Annotated in this window: 21 protein-coding genes and 1 tRNA gene; 17 read left to right on the forward strand and 5 right to left on the reverse strand. The window is 63.9% G+C overall.

Annotated features, from left to right (window positions below):
- Window positions 1-4: 4 nt before the first annotated feature.
- Window positions 5-292, reverse strand: a complete 288-nt coding sequence (locus tag IF809_RS09635) for a hypothetical protein (RefSeq protein WP_462837478.1) — start codon at window positions 290-292, stop codon at window positions 5-7.
- A gap of 312 nt (window positions 293-604) precedes the next feature.
- Between IF809_RS09635 and IF809_RS09640 the strand changes: the two genes are divergently transcribed.
- Complete coding sequence (locus tag IF809_RS09640; RefSeq protein WP_283814996.1) at window positions 605-727, forward strand: hypothetical protein; 123 nt, start codon at window positions 605-607, stop codon at window positions 725-727.
- An 11-nt stretch (window positions 728-738) separates the two neighbouring features.
- Entirely contained in the window at window positions 739-1,632 is an 894-nt protein-coding gene (locus IF809_RS09645) for a hypothetical protein (RefSeq protein WP_462837454.1), read from the forward strand.
- A 12-nt stretch (window positions 1,633-1,644) separates the two neighbouring features.
- On the opposite strand, the gene pepT is transcribed toward IF809_RS09645, so the two are convergent.
- The 4 genes from pepT to IF809_RS09665 all read right to left on the reverse strand — a co-directional run bounded on the left by pepT (window position 1,645) and on the right by IF809_RS09665 (window position 3,962).
- The gene (gene pepT, locus IF809_RS09650) at window positions 1,645-2,892 is read right to left on the reverse strand and encodes a peptidase T (RefSeq protein WP_453978656.1); all 1,248 of its coding nucleotides are present in this window, start codon (window positions 2,890-2,892) and stop codon (window positions 1,645-1,647) included.
- Between the two features lie 108 nt (window positions 2,893-3,000).
- Window positions 3,001-3,330, reverse strand: coding sequence for an HU family DNA-binding protein (locus tag IF809_RS09655; RefSeq protein ID WP_453978658.1), 330 nt, complete (start codon window positions 3,328-3,330; stop codon window positions 3,001-3,003).
- A 189-nt stretch (window positions 3,331-3,519) separates the two neighbouring features.
- Window positions 3,520-3,596 (reverse strand) — tRNA-Asp (locus IF809_RS09660).
- 162 nt (window positions 3,597-3,758) lie between these two features.
- A complete protein-coding gene (locus IF809_RS09665; RefSeq protein WP_128966555.1) occupies window positions 3,759-3,962 on the reverse strand; it encodes a hypothetical protein in 204 nt (67 codons plus the stop codon).
- Between the two features lie 550 nt (window positions 3,963-4,512).
- On the opposite strand from IF809_RS09665, the gene IF809_RS09670 reads away from it, so the two are divergent.
- The 15 genes from IF809_RS09670 to nuoK all read left to right on the forward strand — a co-directional run bounded on the left by IF809_RS09670 (window position 4,513) and on the right by nuoK (window position 18,903).
- Window positions 4,513-6,762 carry a TonB-dependent siderophore receptor gene (locus tag IF809_RS09670; RefSeq protein ID WP_462837455.1) on the forward strand — a complete coding sequence of 750 codons (2,250 nt, stop codon included), beginning with the start codon at window positions 4,513-4,515 and terminating at the stop codon, window positions 6,760-6,762.
- Window positions 6,763-6,778: 16 nt separating this feature from the next.
- Entirely contained in the window at window positions 6,779-7,930 is a 1,152-nt protein-coding gene (locus IF809_RS09675; RefSeq protein ID WP_462837456.1) for a PepSY-associated TM helix domain-containing protein, read from the forward strand.
- Window positions 7,931-8,391: 461 nt separating this feature from the next.
- Complete coding sequence (locus IF809_RS09680) at window positions 8,392-8,757, forward strand: NADH-quinone oxidoreductase subunit A (RefSeq protein WP_092290902.1); 366 nt, start codon at window positions 8,392-8,394, stop codon at window positions 8,755-8,757.
- Entirely contained in the window at window positions 8,748-9,335 is a 588-nt protein-coding gene (locus IF809_RS09685) for a NuoB/complex I 20 kDa subunit family protein (protein WP_453978662.1), read from the forward strand. Before IF809_RS09680 ends, IF809_RS09685 begins: the two co-directional genes overlap by 10 nt.
- Window positions 9,336-9,346: 11 nt before the next feature.
- A complete protein-coding gene (locus tag IF809_RS09690; RefSeq protein WP_462837457.1) occupies window positions 9,347-9,961 on the forward strand; it encodes an NADH-quinone oxidoreductase subunit C in 615 nt (204 codons plus the stop codon).
- Window positions 9,962-9,963: 2 nt separating this feature from the next.
- The gene (locus IF809_RS09695; RefSeq protein ID WP_453978664.1) at window positions 9,964-11,160 is read left to right on the forward strand and encodes an NADH-quinone oxidoreductase subunit D; all 1,197 of its coding nucleotides are present in this window, start codon (window positions 9,964-9,966) and stop codon (window positions 11,158-11,160) included.
- Window positions 11,160-12,122: an FkbM family methyltransferase gene (locus tag IF809_RS09700; RefSeq protein WP_453983650.1), complete on the forward strand. Its 963-nt coding sequence runs from the start codon at window positions 11,160-11,162 to the stop codon at window positions 12,120-12,122. Before IF809_RS09695 ends, IF809_RS09700 begins: the two co-directional genes overlap by 1 nt.
- A gap of 10 nt (window positions 12,123-12,132) precedes the next feature.
- Complete coding sequence (gene nuoE, locus IF809_RS09705; RefSeq protein ID WP_462837458.1) at window positions 12,133-12,744, forward strand: NADH-quinone oxidoreductase subunit NuoE; 612 nt, start codon at window positions 12,133-12,135, stop codon at window positions 12,742-12,744.
- The gene (locus IF809_RS09710) at window positions 12,744-12,947 is read left to right on the forward strand and encodes a hypothetical protein (protein ID WP_128966547.1); all 204 of its coding nucleotides are present in this window, start codon (window positions 12,744-12,746) and stop codon (window positions 12,945-12,947) included. The genes nuoE and IF809_RS09710 overlap by 1 nt, the downstream gene beginning before the upstream one ends.
- 15 nt (window positions 12,948-12,962) lie before the next feature.
- Window positions 12,963-14,288, forward strand: a complete 1,326-nt coding sequence (gene nuoF / locus IF809_RS09715; protein ID WP_128966546.1) for an NADH-quinone oxidoreductase subunit NuoF — start codon at window positions 12,963-12,965, stop codon at window positions 14,286-14,288.
- Window positions 14,289-14,293: 5 nt separating this feature from the next.
- The gene (nuoG, locus tag IF809_RS09720) at window positions 14,294-16,369 is read left to right on the forward strand and encodes an NADH-quinone oxidoreductase subunit NuoG (protein ID WP_462837459.1); all 2,076 of its coding nucleotides are present in this window, start codon (window positions 14,294-14,296) and stop codon (window positions 16,367-16,369) included.
- Between the two features lie 10 nt (window positions 16,370-16,379).
- Window positions 16,380-17,447 carry an NADH-quinone oxidoreductase subunit NuoH gene (gene nuoH / locus IF809_RS09725; RefSeq protein WP_128966544.1) on the forward strand — a complete coding sequence of 356 codons (1,068 nt, stop codon included), beginning with the start codon at window positions 16,380-16,382 and terminating at the stop codon, window positions 17,445-17,447.
- 8 nt (window positions 17,448-17,455) lie between these two features.
- Window positions 17,456-17,950: an NADH-quinone oxidoreductase subunit NuoI gene (gene nuoI, locus IF809_RS09730; protein ID WP_191093171.1), complete on the forward strand. Its 495-nt coding sequence runs from the start codon at window positions 17,456-17,458 to the stop codon at window positions 17,948-17,950.
- 9 nt (window positions 17,951-17,959) lie between these two features.
- Window positions 17,960-18,598 carry an NADH-quinone oxidoreductase subunit J gene (locus tag IF809_RS09735; RefSeq protein ID WP_462837460.1) on the forward strand — a complete coding sequence of 213 codons (639 nt, stop codon included), beginning with the start codon at window positions 17,960-17,962 and terminating at the stop codon, window positions 18,596-18,598.
- The gene (gene nuoK / locus IF809_RS09740; protein WP_008547737.1) at window positions 18,595-18,903 is read left to right on the forward strand and encodes an NADH-quinone oxidoreductase subunit NuoK; all 309 of its coding nucleotides are present in this window, start codon (window positions 18,595-18,597) and stop codon (window positions 18,901-18,903) included. The genes IF809_RS09735 and nuoK overlap by 4 nt, the downstream gene beginning before the upstream one ends.
- The last annotated feature ends 45 nt before the right edge of the window (window positions 18,904-18,948 follow it).

Genomic DNA, 18,948 nt, shown 5'->3' on the forward strand with positions numbered 1-18,948 from the left:
CAGTTCAGGTGCGGGATTTGGGAGGTGGGGAGTCGGTGTCGGGCGCAACGCCGATCAGCGCGGGCGCGCGCTGCGGGGCCGGCGCGGCAACGATGTCGCTGGCGATTTCGGATTGCGCCGACTGCAAGACGGCGATCGAGAAACAGCCGTAACAGTGATGGCCGCCAAGCGCCGAGTGATCGCCGTGGCCGCCAGGACCGTTGTCGAGGATCGAGGCGATCTCCGAGCCGCCCGAGGGGCTGGTGACATCGATGTCGTGCGCGCCATGGAGTACGCCGGACAGTAGATACATCGTCGCGACCAGCACAGCCACTATCCCGCGCCAGTTGCGCAAGAGGTGAAAGCTGCCGGGGCGGATCGTGGTCACTGTGGCGCTCGGATTGCGGATCCGCTTCGCCTAGCATGGCAGCTGGAACAGTGTCGACCCGCAATATTGTTACGTCCCGGGAACTCGGTGTCGCACGCGCCACATACGAAAAGGCCCCAGCCCGGGGCTGACCGGCTGAGGCCTTTTGTGCTCACAATCTTCATCCTCGGGACTTGAACAGAGAATCCGCAGCACCTGGGTTCGTTCCGCACTGGACTGCAAATTTTGGAACGTTTGTTGGTCCCCCTCATTAGCGCCCCGGAGCATTTTGAGGAGGATGGGACTATGGACGGACTGATCTATCTGATCGGCTTGATCGTCGTGATCATGGCAATCTTGTCGTTCTTCGGCCTGCGCTAGCGAGACAAGCAATGGTCATTGAAACGCTCGTGCAGGACAATTTGATGGAAGGCGGCCTTGTCGCCGCCGAAGAGCGACGGAGCATCCAGTGGAGCTCCGTCATCGCCGGCGCTTTCGCCGCCGGCGCAATGTCGTTCATCCTGGTCAGCTTCGGCGTGGCCATCGGCCTTGGCGTCAGTTCGGCATCACCGACCTGGCGCGATGCGTCGACCGCGCTGGCGCTGCTGTCGGGGCTCTATCTGATCATCCAGGCGATCATCAGCTTCGGCTTCGGCGGCTACATTGCCGGCCGGACCGTGCGGCCGGCGCCTGCGCTGGCAACGATCGAAGATGATGGCGAGCGGCGTGACGGGCTGCGCGGACTGACGTCCTGGGCGTTGGCCGTGCTGATCGGTGCCGCGCTGCTGGCGATCATCGGTGCTGCCGCGGTCGAACGCTCGCCGATGCGCAGCGGCGCCGGGAACACGACAGCCGCCGAGCCGCTGCTGAGCTACGAGCTCGACAAGCTGTTCCGCGCGCCGCGGCGACCGCCCAACACCGACATGCGGGAAGCTCGTGCCGAAGCCGGGCGCATCCTGATGACGTCTTCGAGCCACAACGGCGTCAGCGTCGACGATCGCAACTATCTGGTGCAGCAGGTCGCCGCATTGACGGGATTGAGTGCGCCCGATGCCGAGCGGCGCGTCGATGCGTCGATCGCCGACGCTCACACGGCGATCAACCGCGCCCGACGCAATTCGGTGATCGTCGCGTTCTCGGTTGCCGCGGCAGCCCTGATCGGTGCCGCCGTGGCGTGGGCCGCGGCCGTCGCCGGGGGCCGGCACCGCGATGGCGAGCCGCTGCCGAACTGGATGGCGAGCTCCAACCGCTTCCACCGCGGCCGACGCGCGATGCCGGTGCCGTAAGAGAAGGCCGGCTTACGCCTTCTCTTCCCAGATCATCGCGAGATGCACGATGGTCTGGACGGCCTTCTCCATGTCCTGCCGGCTGACCCATTCGAGCCGCGAGTGGAAGGCATGCTCGCCGGCGAAGATGTTGGGGCAGGGCAGGCCCATGAAGGAGAGCCGCGAGCCGTCGGTGCCGCCGCGGATCGCGGTGCGCATCGGGCGCAGCCCCGCGCGGCGGATCGCCTCGATCGCGTATTCGAGGATGTGCGGGTGACGGTCGATCACCTGCTTCATGTTGCGATACTGCTCCCGCACCTCGAACTTGTAGGTCGAGCGCGGGTACTCCTTCATCACGTCCTTGACGATGGTCTCGAGCAGGACCTCCTTCTCCTTCAGCCCTTCCTCGGTGAAGTCGCGCACGATGAAGGAGAGGGTCGCCTGTTCCAGCGCGCCCTCGATGCCGACGGGATGCAGGAAGCCCTGCTTGCCTGAGGTCGTCTCCGGCGAGCAGCCTTCCTTCGGGAGGCGCTCGACGATGGCGGCTGCGATCTTGATCGCGTGCTCCATCTTGCCCTTGGCGTAGCCGGGATGGGCGCTGACGCCTGATATGGTGATGGTGGCGCCGTCGGCCGAGAACGTCTCGTCCTCGACCGAGCCCGCGCTCTCGCCGTCCATGGTGTAGCCGAAATCGGCACCCAGCTTCTTGATATCGACATTGTCGACGCCGCGGCCGATCTCCTCGTCCGGCGTGAACAGGATCTTGATGGTGCCGTGCTTCACATCGGGGTTGTTGATGAAGAAATGCGCGGCATCCATGATCTCGGCGACGCCGGCCTTGTTGTCGGCACCCAACAGCGTGGTGCCGTCGGTGGTGATGATGTCGTTGCCGATCTGGTTCTTCAGCGCGGGATGCTCAGCGAAGCGGATCACCTGGCTCGGATCGGCCGGCAGGGTGATGTCGCCGCCGCGATAGTTCTTGACGACCTGCGGCTTCACGTCCTTGCCGGTGACATCGGGCGAGGTGTCCATGTGCGAGCAGAAGCAGATCACCGGCACTTTCTTCGTCGAGTTGGCCGGGATCGTCGCGTAGACGTAGCCGTAATCATCGAGGTGGGCATCCGCGACGCCCATGGCCTTCAGCTCGGTGACCAGCACGCGGCCGAGATCCTTCTGCTTTTCGGTTGATGGCGAAGCCGGGGAATTCGGATCGGACTGGGTGTCGATGGTGACGTAGCGCAGGAAGCGCTCGGTCACGGTATGCGCGAAGGTCAGGGACATTTCTGGTCAAACCGCCAAGTCTTTTGGGGGGAGCAGGCAGTATATCAGAAAAGCGGGCCGCGTTGCGGCGTGAACGGGCGCGGATCAGGCTTAACGAAGCGTAAGCGCTCAGATCGCCTCTTTCAGTTCCTTGACGGGACGGAAGGCGACCTTCTTGCTCGCCTTGATGTGGATGGCTTCGCCCGTCGCAGGATTGCGACCGGTGCGGGCGGCGCGCTTGCGGACCTGGAGGATACCGAGCCCGACGATGCGGACGCGGTCGCCCTTCTTGAGGTGCTTGGCGATCAGGTCGACCATGTCGGTCAGAACGGCTTCGGCGTGCTTTTTCGACAGGTCCTGACTTTCCGCGATGTCGGCGGCCAAGTGCTTGAGCGTGATCGTGGTCGGAGCAGCGGCCTTCTTTGCCGAATCCTTCTTCGCCCAATCCTTCTTCGCCATGTCCGGCCTCCTCGATGCAGGGGAAACCCAAGCAAAAGCATGGGGTTCCTGCCAAGTCGTTTGCAGACGTAGACGATTCGGGCGCGGGCTGACTATGCCACGAGTTCCCATCAGGCGCGGGAAATCACCGGCGCAGTCGCCCACGACGTCGAAGTTTTGGAGCTAAGGCTATGGAGGGATTGCCAAAAATGGCGCGAGAGACGGGGCTCGAACCCGCGACCTCCGGCGTGACAGGCCGGCGCTCTAACCAACTGAGCTACTCCCGCGTGACGCGTATGTGTCCGCGCGGAACGAGGGGGGACTTAAAGGGGGGACATGGTGAAGTCAAGGACGTTGCGCTTCGCTCGGGCGCCGCGGCTAAGCATTGCGCTGGAAAACAAAAAAGGCCGCCCGGAGGCGGCCGTCGGTCAGCCGAAAGCGGGCTCGGTTCAGCGAATCTCCGAGGCGCCCGAGCTCGTGATCGCCATCGGCTTGCCGGCCTTGATGACGTGGGTCGACTGCGCGGTCTGGCTGAACTCGGCGTTGGTGCGGGCTGCGATCCCGAAGGCGGCCACTGCGATGCCGGCCACCAGTGCCACCACCACGATCTTCAGGTGGGTCCCCCGATCTGCAGAGTGAATTGAGTGGTTCATCGAAGCCTCCCGACGGGCTTGGGCGCCGTCTGTAGGCTCATGTCTTAAGGGGCATCTGTTTCCGGATCGTTTCGCGGGTTCCGCAAAATGGTTTCATCTGGCGATTTCACCCCCTTCGCCCTGAGCCGTCTTACCTGTCGCGTAATCGCACAGGCCCAATCCCTTCGGCATGATCTCTCCCATCGGCCGCTAACCATTCCGTAAGGGAAGCACGATGAACCGTCGAAATGTCCTCGAAGCCACGTTGCTTGGGAGCGCCGTGGCGGCGGCGTCAGCGGCCAACCCGCCAGCAGCTCAGTCGACCGCGCGATCGCCCTTTGTCACGGCCAACGACGGCACAAAGCTGCTCGTCCGACTCTCTGGCCGAAGCAGGTCGCGGTGAGTGGCTGAGCGACCGGACATCTTCAGAAATATTGGAGTCCTTCTAAGAGGCTTTCAATTAGGGATCCCGCGCGCGCTCCCCTAAGCGTCACCCCATCGCATGCCGTCCTGGGACAGGCGGCGTGACGTATCAAATGCACATCGGGGTGGCGTGTTGAACAGTCTTGGAATGCTGCGGTCGACCGTGTTGGCGACCGCATCCGCTTGGATCTTGATGCCGCAGGCATCGCTCGCACAATCGTCGGGGCAGGGTGGTGCGCAGAGCCTGCCGCCGGTGACGATCGCCGCGCCGGAGCAGCGCCGCCGCACCGCCGCACCCGCGCCGCGGCGTGCGCAGGGACCGGTCGCGACCGCCAACAGCCGCAAGCCGCAGCCTCAGCGCAATGTCGACGTCGTCGAGAATCCGCGTGGCCCGGTGCAGGGCTACGTGGCCAGACGCAGCTCGTCCGGAACCAAGACCAACACGCCGATCATGGAGACGCCGCAGGCCGTCTCGGTGATTTCAGCGGATCAGATCAGCGACCAGAAGCCGAACAAGCTCGATGAAGCGCTGCGCTATACCGCAGGCGTGCGTGCCGGCACCTTTGGCGCCGATACCCGCAACGATTGGTGGCTGATCCGCGGTTTCAAGTCCGACGACGTCGGCCTGTTCCTCGACGGCATGCAGCTGTTCTACACGTCCTATGCGAGCTGGAAGCTGCAGCCTTCCAACATGGAGCGCGTGGAGGTGTTGCGCGGTCCATCGGCCGTGCTCTATGGCGGATCGAGCCCAAGCGGCATCGTCAATGTCATCAGCAAGATGCCGCCGGCCGAACCGATCCGTTACGTCGAAACCGGGGTCAACAATTTCGGCAACGCCTATGTCGGCTTCGATGTCGGTGGACCGGTCGCGACGCAGCCCCAGGACGGCAAGCTGTTCTACCGCCTCGTCGGCCAGGTCCAGAACGGCGGCACGCAGGTCAACTTCACGCCGGACAACAATTACTTCATCGCGCCGTCCTTCACCTGGAAACCGGACGCCGACACGACCTTCACGGTGCTGGCCTCGGCATCGAAGCAGGACACCCGCGGCATCAACTTCCTGCCGTACCAGGGCACGGTGACTAACGCGCCGTTCGGCAAGATCCCGACCAGCTTCTTCGCCGGCGACCCCAATGTCGACAAGTTCACGCGCGAGCAGGAGATGCTCGGCTATCAGTTCGAGCGCAATCTCACCGACGATCTGACGTTCCGGCAGAATGCGCGCTTCGCGCATATCGACCTGACCTATCGCGGCTTCGTCGGCAATGGGTGGGACAATATCAACACTGCCACCATGGCGCGCTACAATTGGTACGCGAAGAACACTGCCAACCAGGCCAATCTCGACAACCAGTTGGAGTACCGCTTCGACACCGGTCCGGTGAAACACACCATGCTGTTTGGAGTCGACCTGAAGGGATATCAGATCGACGATTACCAGGCGTTCAACTTCGGCACCGTTCCCTCCATCAACGTCTTCAACCCAGCCTATGGCCTCGACGTCCCGCTCACGGGCGCACCGTTCCGCAACTTCCAGATCACGCAGAAACAGGCCGGCACCTATCTCCAGGACCAGATGAAGCTCGGCAACTTCACGCTGGTGCTGAGCGGCCGCAATGACTGGGTCGAGACGACGCAGGCTGCGCGCGATACCGGCGCAACCGTGGCCCAACGCGACGACAGCAAATTCAGCGGACGCGCCGGGCTGATCTACAATTTCGACAACGGAATTGCGCCCTACGTCTCCTACGCAACGAGCTACAATCCGATCATCGGGCTCAATGCGCAGAACCAGCTGTTCCTGCCGGAGACCGGCCGGCAGGCCGAGATCGGCGTGAAAGTCGCGCCGAAGGGATTTGACGGCTACTTCACGGCCTCGGTGTTCGACCTGAAGCGTCAGAACGTGGCGACCACCGATCCGTCGAATGTTCTGCTGCAAAACCAGACCGGCGAGGTGACCTCGCGCGGCATCGAGCTCGAAGCGGTGGCCAACGCCAGCAGGGAGCTGAAGCTGATCGGCAGCTTTACTGCCTACCACCTCTTCACGAGCAGGGACCTCGACCCGTCCCTGATCGGCAAGACGCCGACCAACACGCCGGAGATGCTGATCTCGGGCTGGGCGGACTACACCTTCAAGGACGGGCCGCTGGAGGGATTCGGGTTCGGCGGCGGCGTGCGTTATGTCGGCTCGTCCTGGGCCGACACTGCCAACACCCTCGAGGTTCCCGCGGTCGTGCTCGGCGACCTCGCGCTGCATTATGAGTGGCAGAACTGGCGCACCGCGCTCAACGTGATCAACCTGACCGACAAGATCTACGTCGCGAGCTGCGCTACGGCCTCGTCCTGCTTCTACGGCGACCGTCGCCGCATCACCGCCAGCGTCTCCTATAAATGGTGAGGCAGGGGAGGCTTTTGTGAGAGCGCGCACCGTCAGGCGCTGGTCCGTGGTCCATACCTGGACCAGCCTGATCTCGACACTGTTCCTGCTGTTGCTCTGCCTGACCGGGCTGCCGCTGATCTTCCATCACGAGATCGATGAGCTCCTGGGCTACACCCCCCAGCCCGAAGCTCATGCGGGCGCGGCGCGTGCGACGCCCCAAGTCGTCGCCGCCGCCGCGCTCGCCGCCGATCCCGGCCGCGTCCTGCAATATGTGTCCTGGGACAAGGACGAGCCCGGGGTCGTGATGGCCTATACCAACAGCGTGCCTGATGGCGCGCCCGACAACGCGACCGTGCGCGCCTTCGATGCCGTCTCGGCCAAGCTGCTCGGGCCGGTCGGCGTCGGGCCGATGCTGATCGTGCTCAAGCTGCACACCGACATGTTTGCAGGCCAGGCCGGCAAGTTGTTCCTCGGCGCGATGGGACTGCTGTTTGCAACAGCCATCGTCTCCGGTGTGGTGCTGTACTGGCCGTTCACCCGCCGCCTGCACTTTGCCACCATCCGTGGCAGCGCCTCGTGGCGCGTCCGCTGGCTCGACTGGCACAATCTGATCGGCGTCGTGACGCTCGCCTGGGCGCTGGTGGTGGGCTTGACGGGCGTCGTCAACACCTGGGCCGAGCTGATGCTGAATCAGTGGAAGGCAACCGAACTCGCCAGCATGGTCGCGCCCTATGTCGGCAAGCCGCCGCCCGTCCATCTAGCATCGCTCGACGAGGTGGTGGCGCGCGCCAAGCTGGCCGCGCCGGGCATGGAGGTGGCCTTCATCGCGTTCCCCGGGACACCGTTCACGTCCTCGCACCATTTTGCAGCCTTCATGCGCGGCGACACGGCTTTGACTGCGCGGCTGCTCAAGCCCGTGCTGCTCGACGGCGAAACCGGGAAGGTGGCCGATACGAGGGCGCTGCCGCTCTATCTTCAGGCGCTGTTGATCTCACAGCCGTTGCATTTCGGCGATTATGGCGGGATGCCGCTCAAGGTGATCTGGGCCGCGCTGGACGGGCTCACCATCGTCGTGATCGGCAGCGGCCTCTATCTCTGGCTGGCGCGGCGGCGGAAGCGGGGCCCGGCCGCAGCGACGCATTCGCCAGACGAGCCCCGGTCCCGTCGTGATGCATGGCTCCTCTGACCTCGCGCGCCTGTGGATACGTGTCTTTGCTGCACCTGTCCTGCTCGCAGCCGCGACCATCCTTGGCCTCCTGGCTGCCCTGCTCTGGGGAACGGCCGGCCAGTATGTCGCCTGGGTGACAGTCGGGGCGCCGGTTGCGGTCGTCGGCTGGGTTTGGCTGCGGCGCTTCAGCCAATAACCCGACCAATTTCGCCGACGATCCCTGGCAAATAGCGCCCGCGGCGGCTGCGCCGCAATCTCGGAGCTGTTGCCCTGCAAAACCGTTCCCGCCCTTGTCGGGTCAGGCGATCTGCTCCATACCAGCCGCGGGGTGATTCCGGGATTTCCACCGGTCTGGAAGCAGCAAAGGGCCTGAAAAGAGCGTGTCTTGCGCCCATTGGTGCACTGCGCTAAGGCTCAGAATAATTCCAAATCGGACGAATCCGTGGCCGGCCCGAGGCTGCGGGAAAAAGGGCTCGTCAATGAGCGGCATTCTACAGAACTATCTTCCACTCGTCGTATTCATAGGGGTAGCTGCTATCATCGGCCTCGTGCTGCTGATCGCGCCCTTCATTGTGGCGTTCCAGCAGCCGGATCCGGAAAAGCTGTCGGCGTATGAGTGCGGTTTCAACGCCTTCGACGACGCCCGCATGAAGTTCGACGTCCGCTTCTATCTCGTCGCCATCCTCTTCATCATCTTCGATCTCGAGGTGGCGTTCCTGTTTCCCTGGGCGGTGGCGTTCGGCAAGCTTGGCGCGACCGGCTTCTGGTCCATGCTGGTGTTCCTCGCCGTACTGACGGTGGGCTTCGCCTATGAATGGAAGAAAGGGGCACTCGAATGGGATTGAACCCTGTATCGTCCACGGGTCCGGCGATCGCGCCGGCCCCCAAGGGCATTCTGGATCCGTCGACCGGCAAGCCGGTCGGGGCCAATGATCCGTTCTTCCTCGAAGTCAATCACGAGCTGTCCGACAAGGGCTTCTTCGTCGCCGCGACCGACGATCTCATCACCTGGGCCCGTACCGGCTCCTTGATGTGGATGACGTTCGGTCTCGCCTGCTGCGCCGTCGAGATGATGCAGGTGTCGATGCCGCGCTACGACGTCGAACGCTTCGGCTTCGCCCCGCGTGCGTCGCCGCGTCAGTCCGACGTGATGATCGTCGCGGGCACGCTGACCAACAAGATGGCGCCGGCGCTGCGCAAGGTCTACGACCAGATGCCCGAGCCGCGCTACGTCATCTCCATGGGCTCCTGCGCCAATGGCGGCGGCTACTATCACTATTCCTACTCGGTCGTGCGCGGCTGCGACCGCATCGTGCCGATTGACATCTACGTGCCGGGCTGCCCGCCCACGGCGGAAGCGCTGCTCTACGGCGTGCTGCTGCTGCAGAAGAAGATCCGCCGCACCGGCACCATCGAACGCTAAGGTTTTACGTCATGGACGACGCCAAGCTCGACGCCCTGGGGCAGACGATCGTGAGCGCGCTTCCGGGCGCCGCCATCGGCTATCAGGTGGCGTTCAACCAGCTCACGGTTGATGTCGAGGCCAGTAAGATCGTCGGGGTGGTCAAGTACCTCCGCGACGATCCGAACTGCCGTTTCGTCAACTTCACCGACATCACGGCGGCCGACTATCCGTCGCGCGAAAAGCGCTTCGATGTGATCTATCACTTCCTGTCACCGACCCTGAACACCCGCATCCGTCTGAAGGCCCAGGCCGACGAGACGACGCAGGTGCCGTCGCTGATCGAGGTGTTCCCGGGGGCGGACTGGTTCGAGCGCGAGGCCTACGATCTCTACGGCGTATTCTTCGTCGGCCACCCTGACATGCGCCGCATCCTCACCGATTACGGTTTCGAGGGGCATCCGCTGCGCAAGGACTTCCCGCTCACCGGCTTCCTTGAGGTCCGCTACGACGACCAGGAGAAGCGCGTGGTGTACGAGCCCGTCAGGCTCAACCAGGAATTCCGCAAGTTTGACTTTTTGTCTCCGTGGGAAGGCGCCGACTATCCGGTCCTTCCGGGCGACGAAAAAGCGGGACCGAAGGCCTGATCATGAACGAGCAACCTGAAAATCTCCGCAACTTCACCATCAATTTTGGACCGCAGCATCCTGCGGCCCACGGTGTGTTGCGTCTTGTGCTCGAATTGGACGGCGAAGTCGTCGCCCGCGTCGATCCCCATATCGGCCTGCTTCACCGCGGCACCGAGAAGCTGATCGAGCAGAAGACCTATCTGCAGGCGATCCCGTATTTCGACCGGCTCGACTATGTCGCGCCGATGAACCAGGAGCACGCCTTCTGCCTCGCTGCCGAAAAGCTGCTCGGCATCGAGGTGCCGCGCCGCGGCCAGTTGATCCGCGTGCTCTATTGCGAGATCGGCCGCATTCTCTCGCACCTTCTCAACGTCACGACGCAGGCGATGGACGTCGGCGCCCTGACTCCGCCGCTGTGGGGCTTCGAAGAGCGCGAGAAGCTGATGGTGTTCTACGAGCGCGCCTCGGGCAGCCGTATGCACGCGGCCTTCTTCCGTGTCGGCGGCGTGCATCAGGACCTGCCGCAGAAGCTGATCGACGATATCGAGGCCTGGTGCGATCCGTTCCTGAAGGTCGTGGACGACCTCGATCGCCTGCTGACCGCCAACCGCATCTTCAAGCAGCGCAACGTCGACATCGGCGTGGTGCCGCTCAAGGAAGCCTGGGAGTGGGGCTTCTCGGGCGTGATGGTGCGCGGCTCGGGCGCGGCCTGGGACCTGCGCAAGTCGCAGCCCTATGAATGCTATGCCGAGATGGATTTCGACATTCCGATCGGCAAGAACGGCGATTGCTACGATCGCTACCTGATCCGCATGGAAGAGATGCGCCAGTCGGTGCGCATCATGAAGCAGTGCATCCAGAAGCTGAATGCACCGGATGGCAAGGGGCCCGTCGTCGTCGCCGACAACAAGGTTGCGCCGCCGCGCCGTGGCGAGATGAAGCGCTCGATGGAAGCGCTGATCCACCACTTCAAGCTCTACACCGAAGGCGTTCACGTGCCGGAAGGCGAGGTCTACGCCGCGGTCGAGGCGCCCAAGGGCGAGTTCGGCGTCTATCTGATCGCCGACGGCACCAACAAGCCCTACAAGTGCAAGATCCGCGCGCCGGGCTTTGCGCATCTCCAAGCGATGGACCACATCTGCCGCGGCCATCTGCTCGCCGACGTTTCGGCCATTCTCGGCTCGCTCGACATCGTGTTCGGAGAGGTCGATCGGTGATGGCGCAGGCGCCGATCCAGTTTGACCGTGCCTCGGGGGCGCTTGAAGGGGCCAACCTGTGGGAGCGGACGGCTGCCTTGGCGCTGGTGACGGGATCGAAGATCTCCTCGCACTTCTCGCATATGGGCTACATCGCCTGCGCCAATCTGCTGCGGAAGACGCTGCCGGAGCGCAACATCGCGATCAGGCTCAATCCCGACGCCGTGTTCGAATTCCCCTACGGCGACGGCTATTGGAGCAAGCTGCTCAACCGCGCCTACAATTACGAGGACGAACTGGAGCTGCTGTTCGCGGACTCCATCGACGTCGACTACACGCTGCTCGATTGCGGCGCCAATTACGGTTACTGGTCGGTGCTGGTCTCGAGCAAGCCGTTCGGCTCGCACAAGGCGATCGCGATCGAGCCGTCGGGCCAGAACTATCCCAAGCTCGCCAACAATGCCGAGATCAACGGCAACCGCTTCGAGACCATGAAGTGCGCCATTGGTGCGGCCCGCGGCACCGCGCGCCTGTCGGGCACCAAGCACGAGGCCTTCAGCATTGCCGGCGCTCCGTCTGATGGCGGTGAGGACGTGCCCGTCCTCGCGCTCGACGATCTCATCGAGGATGGCAGGATCGCAGCATCAGGCAAGTACCTGATCAAGCTCGACGTCGAGGGCGTCGAGATCGAGGCGATCAAGGGCGGCACCCGGTTGCTCCAGGCCGACAGCGTCATCATGTGCGAGGAGCACGGCAGCGACCGCTCGCATGCTGTGTCGCGCTACATCCTCGAACAGACCCCGCTGAAGCTGATCGTGTTCGATCCGCGCAGCAACCGGATGGAGACCGTGACCGAGCTGTCGATCCTCGATCGCATCAAGGTCTCCACCCACGTCGGCTACAACGTTTTCGGCACCGCAAGCGCGTTCTGGCAGGACAGGATCGATGCCCTGAATGCGAAAAACGCGCGCCGTATGCAGTGAGAGATAACAGATGTCCGTTCGCCGATTAGCACCGAAGGAAGTCCAGCCCGCGAGCTTCGCGTTCACGGAGGAGAACCTCGCGTTCGCCAAGCAGCAGATCGCGAAATATCCGGCCGGACGCCAGGCCTCGGCCGTCATTGCCATCCTCTGGCGCGCGCAGGAGCAGAACGAAGGCTGGGTGTCGGAAGCCGCGATCCGGGTCATCGCCGACATGCTCGACATGCCCTATATCCGCGTGCTGGAAGTCGCGACCTTCTACACGATGTTCCAGCTCGCACCGGTCGGCAAGAAGGCCCACGTCCAGGTCTGCGGCACCACGCCGTGCCGCCTGCGTGGCGCCGAGGATCTCATCCACGTCTGCGAGAGCCGCATCCATCACGATCCCTTCCACCTCTCCAAGGACGGCAATTTCAGCTGGGAAGAGGTGGAGTGCCTGGGCGCCTGCGTGAACGCGCCGATGGTGCTGATCGGCAAGGATACTTATGAGGACCTGATCACGGAAAGCTTCGGCAAGGTGCTCGACGGCTTTGCCTCCGGCAATCCGCCGAAGCCCGGCCCGCAGAACGGCCGCCAGTTCTCCGCGCCGGCGGGCGGGCCGACCACGCTGAAGGAGACCTCCTGATGGGTCTTCCGTCTCAGGCGAAGCAGGGGAGCGAGGCCGTGAAGAAATGGGGCTTCGTCGCCATGCATGCCGCGCTCGCGGCCGCCTTCATGTTCCTGCTGCAGCGTTTCGCGATGAACGCGTCGCAGGAATCCAGTCTGCTCTGGGCGCTGACCTTCGCCGTCTGCGCCGCCGGGCTTGCGTACAAGCAGGCCAATCGTTGATCGGAAAGCACTGATATGCTCGAGGACAAGGACCGCATCTTCAAGAACCTCTACGGCCTCCATGATTGGGGGCTCGAGGGTGCGCGGCGCCGCGGCGCCTGGGACGGCACGAAGAACATCATCGACAAGGGCCGCGACTGGATCATCAACGAGATGAAGGCATCGGGCCTGCGCGGCCGCGGCGGCGCCGGTTTCCCGACCGGCCTGAAATGGTCCTTCATGCCGAAGGAGTCGACCGACGGTCGTCCCAGCTATCTCGTCGTCAACGCCGACGAGTCGGAGCCCGGCACCTGCAAGGACCGCGAGATCATGCGGCACGATCCGCATCTCCTGGTCGAGGGTTGCCTGATCGCCAGCTTCGCGATGAACGCGCACACCTGTTACATCTACGTTCGCGGCGAGTTCATCCGTGAGCGTGAGCGCCTCCAGGCCGCGATCGACCAAGCCTATGACGCCAAGCTGGTCGGCAAGGACAACGTCAACGGCTGGCCATTCGACATCTACGTCGCGCACGGCGCCGGCGCCTACATCTGCGGCGAAGAGACCGCGTTGCTCGAAAGCCTCGAGGGCAAGAAGGGCCAGCCGCGGCTGAAGCCGCCGTTCCCGGCCAATGTCGGCCTGTTCGGCTGTCCGACCACCGTGAACAACGTCGAGTCGATCGCGGTTGCACCCGACATCCTGCGCCGCGGCGCGGCCTGGTTCGCCGGCATCGGCCGTCCGAACAATGTCGGCACGAAACTCTTCTGCATCTCCGGCCACGTCGAGCGGCCTTGCAACGTCGAAGAGGCCATGGGCATTCCGTTCCGTGAGCTGATCGAGAAGCATTGCGGCGGCATCCGCGGCGGCTGGGACAACCTCAAGGCCGTGATCCCCGGCGGCTCGTCGGTGCGCATGGTGCCGGCCGAGCAGATCATCGACACGCCGATGGATTTCGACAGCCTGAGCAAGCTGCGCTCGGGCCTCGGCACCGCGGCCGTGATCGTGATGGACAAGTCGACCGACCTGATCCGTGCGATTGCCCGCATCTCCTATTTCTACAAGCACGAGAGCTGCGGCCAGTGCACGCCGTGCCGCGAGGGCACGGGGTGGATGTGGCGCGTGCTGACCCGCATGGCCGAAGGCCGCGCCCACAAGCGCGAGATCGACATGCTGCTCGAAGTCACCAAGCAGATCGAGGGCCACACCATCTGCGCGCTCGGCGATGCCGCTGCCTGGCCGATCCAGGGCCTGATCACGCATTTCCGTCACGAGATCGAAGCGCGTATCGACGAATATTCGCACAAGGCCGATGTCGACGATATCGGTGTCCGCGACCCCGTGAACATGGTCGCGGCGGAGTAAGAGACATGACCAAGCTCATCATCGACGGCAAAGAGATCGATGTCCCCGCCGAATACACGCTGCTTCAGGCGTGCGAGGCGGCAGGTGCCGAGATTCCGCGCTTCTGCTATCACGAGCGCCTGTCGATCGCCGGCAATTGCCGGATGTGCCTCGTCGAGGTGAAGGGCGGCCCGAAGCCGGTCGCATCTTGCGCTTGGGGCGTGCGCGACTGTCGTCCGGGCCCCAAGGGCGAGCCGCCGGAGATCTCCACGCGTTCGCCGATGGTGAAGAAGGCACGCGAAGGCGTGATGGAATTCCTTCTCATCAACCATCCGCTGGACTGCCCGATCTGCGACCAGGGCGGCGAGTGCGACCTGCAAGACCAGGCGATGGGCTATGGTGTCGACACCAGCCGCTTTGCCGAGAACAAGCGCGCGGTCGAGGACAAATATCTCGGCGCTCTGGTCAAGACCTCGATGAACCGCTGCATCCAGTGCACGCGCTGCGTCCGCTTCTCGGCGGAAGTCGCCGGCGCGCCTGAAATGGGCGCGACGGGGCGCGGCGAGGACATGGAGATCACGACTTATCTCGAGCACGCGTTGACGTCGGAACTGCAGGGCAATCTCGTCGACATCTGCCCGGTCGGTGCGCTGACCTCGAAGCCCTATGCGTTCGCGGCCCGTCCCTGGGAGCTCGGCAAGACCCAGTCGATCGACGTCATGGACGGCGTCGGATCGGCGATCCGCGTCGACACCCGCGGGCGCGAGGTGATGCGCATCCTGCCGCGCATCAACGAGGCCGTGAACGAGGAGTGGATCTCCGACAAGACCCGCCACGTCGTCGACGGCCTGCGCACCCAGCGGCTCGACCGGCCCTACATCCGCGAAGCCGGCAAGCTGCGCGCGGCGAGCTGGCCCGAAGCCTTTGCGACGATCGCGGCCAAGGCGGCGCGCACCGACGGCAAGCGCATCGGCGCGATCGCGGGCGACGTCGCCGGGGTCGAGGAAATGTTCGCGCTGAAGGATCTCTTGGCAAAATTCGGCTCGGCCAATCTGGCGGTGCAGGGCGGCGACGCCTTCGATCCCGCGCTCGGCCGCGGTTCCTACATCTTCAATCCGACGCTGGCGGGCGTCGAGCAAGCGGACGCATTGCTCATCATCGGCGCCAATCCGCGGAAAGAGGCGGCTGTGTTCAATGCCCGCATCCGCAAGCGCTGGCGCACCGGCGGCTTCAAGGTCGGTGTGATCGGTGCCAAGGCCGATCTCACTTACGATTACGATCATCTCGGCGCGGGCACCGAGACGCTGAGTGAGCTCGCGGCCGGCAAGCACTCCTTCATGGATGTGCTGAAGAACGCCAAGAATCCGATCATTCTGGTCGGCGCGGGCGCGGCCGCGCGTCACGACGGCGCGGCCATTCTCGCAGCCGCCGCCAAGCTTGCGCTCGACATCGGCGCGGTGAAGGACGGCTGGAACGGTTTTGGCGTGCTGCACGAGACCGCCTCCCGCGTCGGCGCGCTCGACATCGGCTTCGCCGCATCAGGCGGTGGTCTGAACGCCGCGCAGATGACGACCTTCGGCACGCTGGACCTCCTGTTCCTGCTCGGCGCCGACGAGATCAACGCGCCTGATGGCACCTTCGTCGTCTATATCGGCACCCATGGCGACCGCGGCGCGCACCGCGCGGACGTGATCCTGCCGGCAGCCGCCTACACCGAGAAGTCCGCGATCTACGTCAACACCGAAGGCCGGGTGCAGATGACCGGTCGCGCCGCGTTCCCGCCGGGCGAAGCCCGCGAGGACTGGGCGATCGTCCGTGCGCTGTCGGAAGCGCTCGGCAAGAAGCTCGGCTACGACTCGCTCAGCGCGCTGCGCCAGGCGGTCTTCAAGGCCGTGCCGCACCTGATCCGTCTCGACCAGATCGAGGCCGGATCGGCCGACCAGATCAAGAAGCTGGCGGGGAAGGGCGGCTCGCCGGAGAAGGCGCCGTTCAAGCCTCTGGTCGAGGACTTCTATTTGACCAACCCAATCGCGCGTGCGTCCGCCGTGATGGCGGAATGCTCGCGTCTCGCCTCCGGGCACATGCTGACCGCAGCGGAGTGAGCGTGATCTGATGGAATTCTTCGAAAGCGCATTCTGGACCGGTTTCCTTTGGCCGCTGATCATCATGATCGCCGAGAGCGTGCTCGTGCTCGTCGTCCTGCTGGTCGCGATCGCCTACATCCTGCTCGCCGACCGCAAGATCTGGGCGGCGGTGCAGATCCGTCGCGGCCCGAACGTGGTCGGCCCCTGGGGCCTGTTCCAGTCCTTCGCCGACCTCCTGAAGTTCGTGCTGAAGGAGCCGATCATCCCGGCCGGCGCCAACAAGGGCGTGTTCCTGCTGGCGCCGCTGGTGTCCTGCGTGCTCGCGCTTGCCGCCTGGGCGGTGATCCCGACCAATCTCGGCTGGGTGATCTCCGACATCAATGTCGGCATCCTCTTCATCTTCGCGATCTCCTCGCTGTCGATCTACGGCATCATCATGGCCGGCTGGTCGTCGAACTCGAAGTACCCGTTCCTGGCCGCGCTGCGCTCGGCGGCGCAGATGGTGTCCTATGAAGTCTCGATCGGCTTCGTCATCATTACCGTGCTGCTCTGTGCCGGCACGCTGAACCTCTCGGCCGTGGTCGAGGCGCAGCATGCGCGCGGCCTTGCCAGCCTGATCGGGCTGCCGCAGCTGACGATCCTGAACTGGTACGTCTGGCCGCTATTCCCGATGTTCGTGGTGTTCTACGTCTCGGCGCTGGCGGAAACCAACCGCCCGCCCTTCGACCTGGTCGAAGCCGAATCCGAGCTGGTCGCCGGCTTCATGGTCGAATACGGCTCGACGCCGTATCTGTTGTTCATGCTCGGCGAGTATGTCGCGATCGTCACGATGTGCGCGATGGCGACCATCCTGTTCCTCGGAGGCTGGCTGCCGCCGGTGGATCTGCCGCCCTTCAACTGGGTGCCGGGCATCATCTGGTTCTCGGTGAAACTGTTCTTCATGTTCTTCCTGTTCGCGATGGCAAAGGCGATCGTGCCGCGCTACCGCTACGACCAACTGATGCGCCTCGGCTGGAAGGTGTTCCTGCCGCTGTCGCTGGCGATGGTGATCGTGGTGGCCGGCGTGCTGCAATTCGCCGGCATCGCGCCGAAGTGAGGGCCGCCATGGGTATCAACGTCAACGCCACTGCACGCTCGCTTCTGCTGTCGGAATTCGTCTCGGCGTTCTTCCTCGCCATGCGCTATTTCTTCCAGCCGAAACCGACGCTGAACTATCCGTTCGAGAAGGGCCCGATCTCGCCGCGCTTCCGCGGCGAGCATGCGCTGCGTCGCTATCCGAACGGCGAAGAGCGCTGCATCGCCTGCAAGCTGTGCGAGGCGGTCTGCCCGGCGCAGGCTATCACCATCGAGGCCGGCCCGCGCCGCAACGACGGCACCCGCCGCACCGTGCGCTACGACATCGACATGGTGAAGTGCATCTATTGCGGCCTCTGCCAGGAGGCCTGTCCGGTCGACGCCATCGTCGAAGGTCCGAACTTCGAGTTCGCGACCGAGACCCGCGAGGAACTGTTCTATGACAAGGCCAAGCTGCTCGCCAACGGCGATCGCTGGGAACGCGAGATCGCGAAAGCGATCGAGCTCGACGCGCCGTACCGGTGAGGTGAGGGCATGATCCTTCCCGCGCTGTTCTTCTATCTCTTCGCCGGCGTCTGTGTCGCCTCGGCCGTGATGGTGATTGTCTCGCGCAATCCCGTGCACTCCGTGCTGTACCTGATCCTGGCTTTCGTCAACGCCTCCGGCCTTTTCGTGCTGATGGGCGCCGAATTCCTCGGCATGATGCTGATCGTCGTCTATGTCGGCGCGGTCGCGGTGCTGTTCCTGTTCGTGATCATGATGCTCGACGTCGACTTCATCGAGCTGCGCGAAGGGTTCATCCAGTACCTGCCGGTCGGCGTCGTGATCGGCAGCATCTTCTTGTTCGAGCTGCTCCTGACGGTCGCCGCCTGGGTCATCAACCCCAACGTGAGCAAGACCATCACGGCGCCCATCCCGACCAACGTATCCAACACCGAGGCGCTCGGCCTCGTGCTCTATACGAAGTACGTCCACTACTTCCAGCTCTCGGGCATGGTGCTCCTGGTCGCCATGATCGGCGCCATCGTGCTGACGCTGCGGCACAAGGCGAGCGTGAAGCGGCAGGACATCAACGTTCAGAACGCGCGTACGCCCGAGATGGCGATGGCGATGCGCAAGGTGGCGCCGGGGCAGGGGCTCTCGGACGCCGATGCGGCGGAGTGGGTGAAATGACGATCGGGCTCGGACATTATCTGGCGGTCGGCGCGATCCTGTTCACGCTCGGCATCCTCGGCATCTTCCTGAACCGCAAGAACATCATCGTCATCCTGATGTCGATCGAGCTCATCCTGCTCTCGGTCAACATCAACCTAGTGGCATTCTCGACCTTCCTCGGCGACATCGTCGGTCAGGTCTTCGCGCTGCTGGTCCTGACCGTTGCGGCCGCCGAAGCCGCGATCGGTCTCGCCATTCTGGTGGTCTATTTCCGCAACCGCGGCTCGATCGCGGTTGAGGACGTCAATCTGATGAAGGGCTGATCGCATGATCCGGAAAAGTGGGTACCGGTTTTCCGACCAGATCAT

The organism is Bradyrhizobium sp. UFLA06-24 (assembly GCF_054967145.1).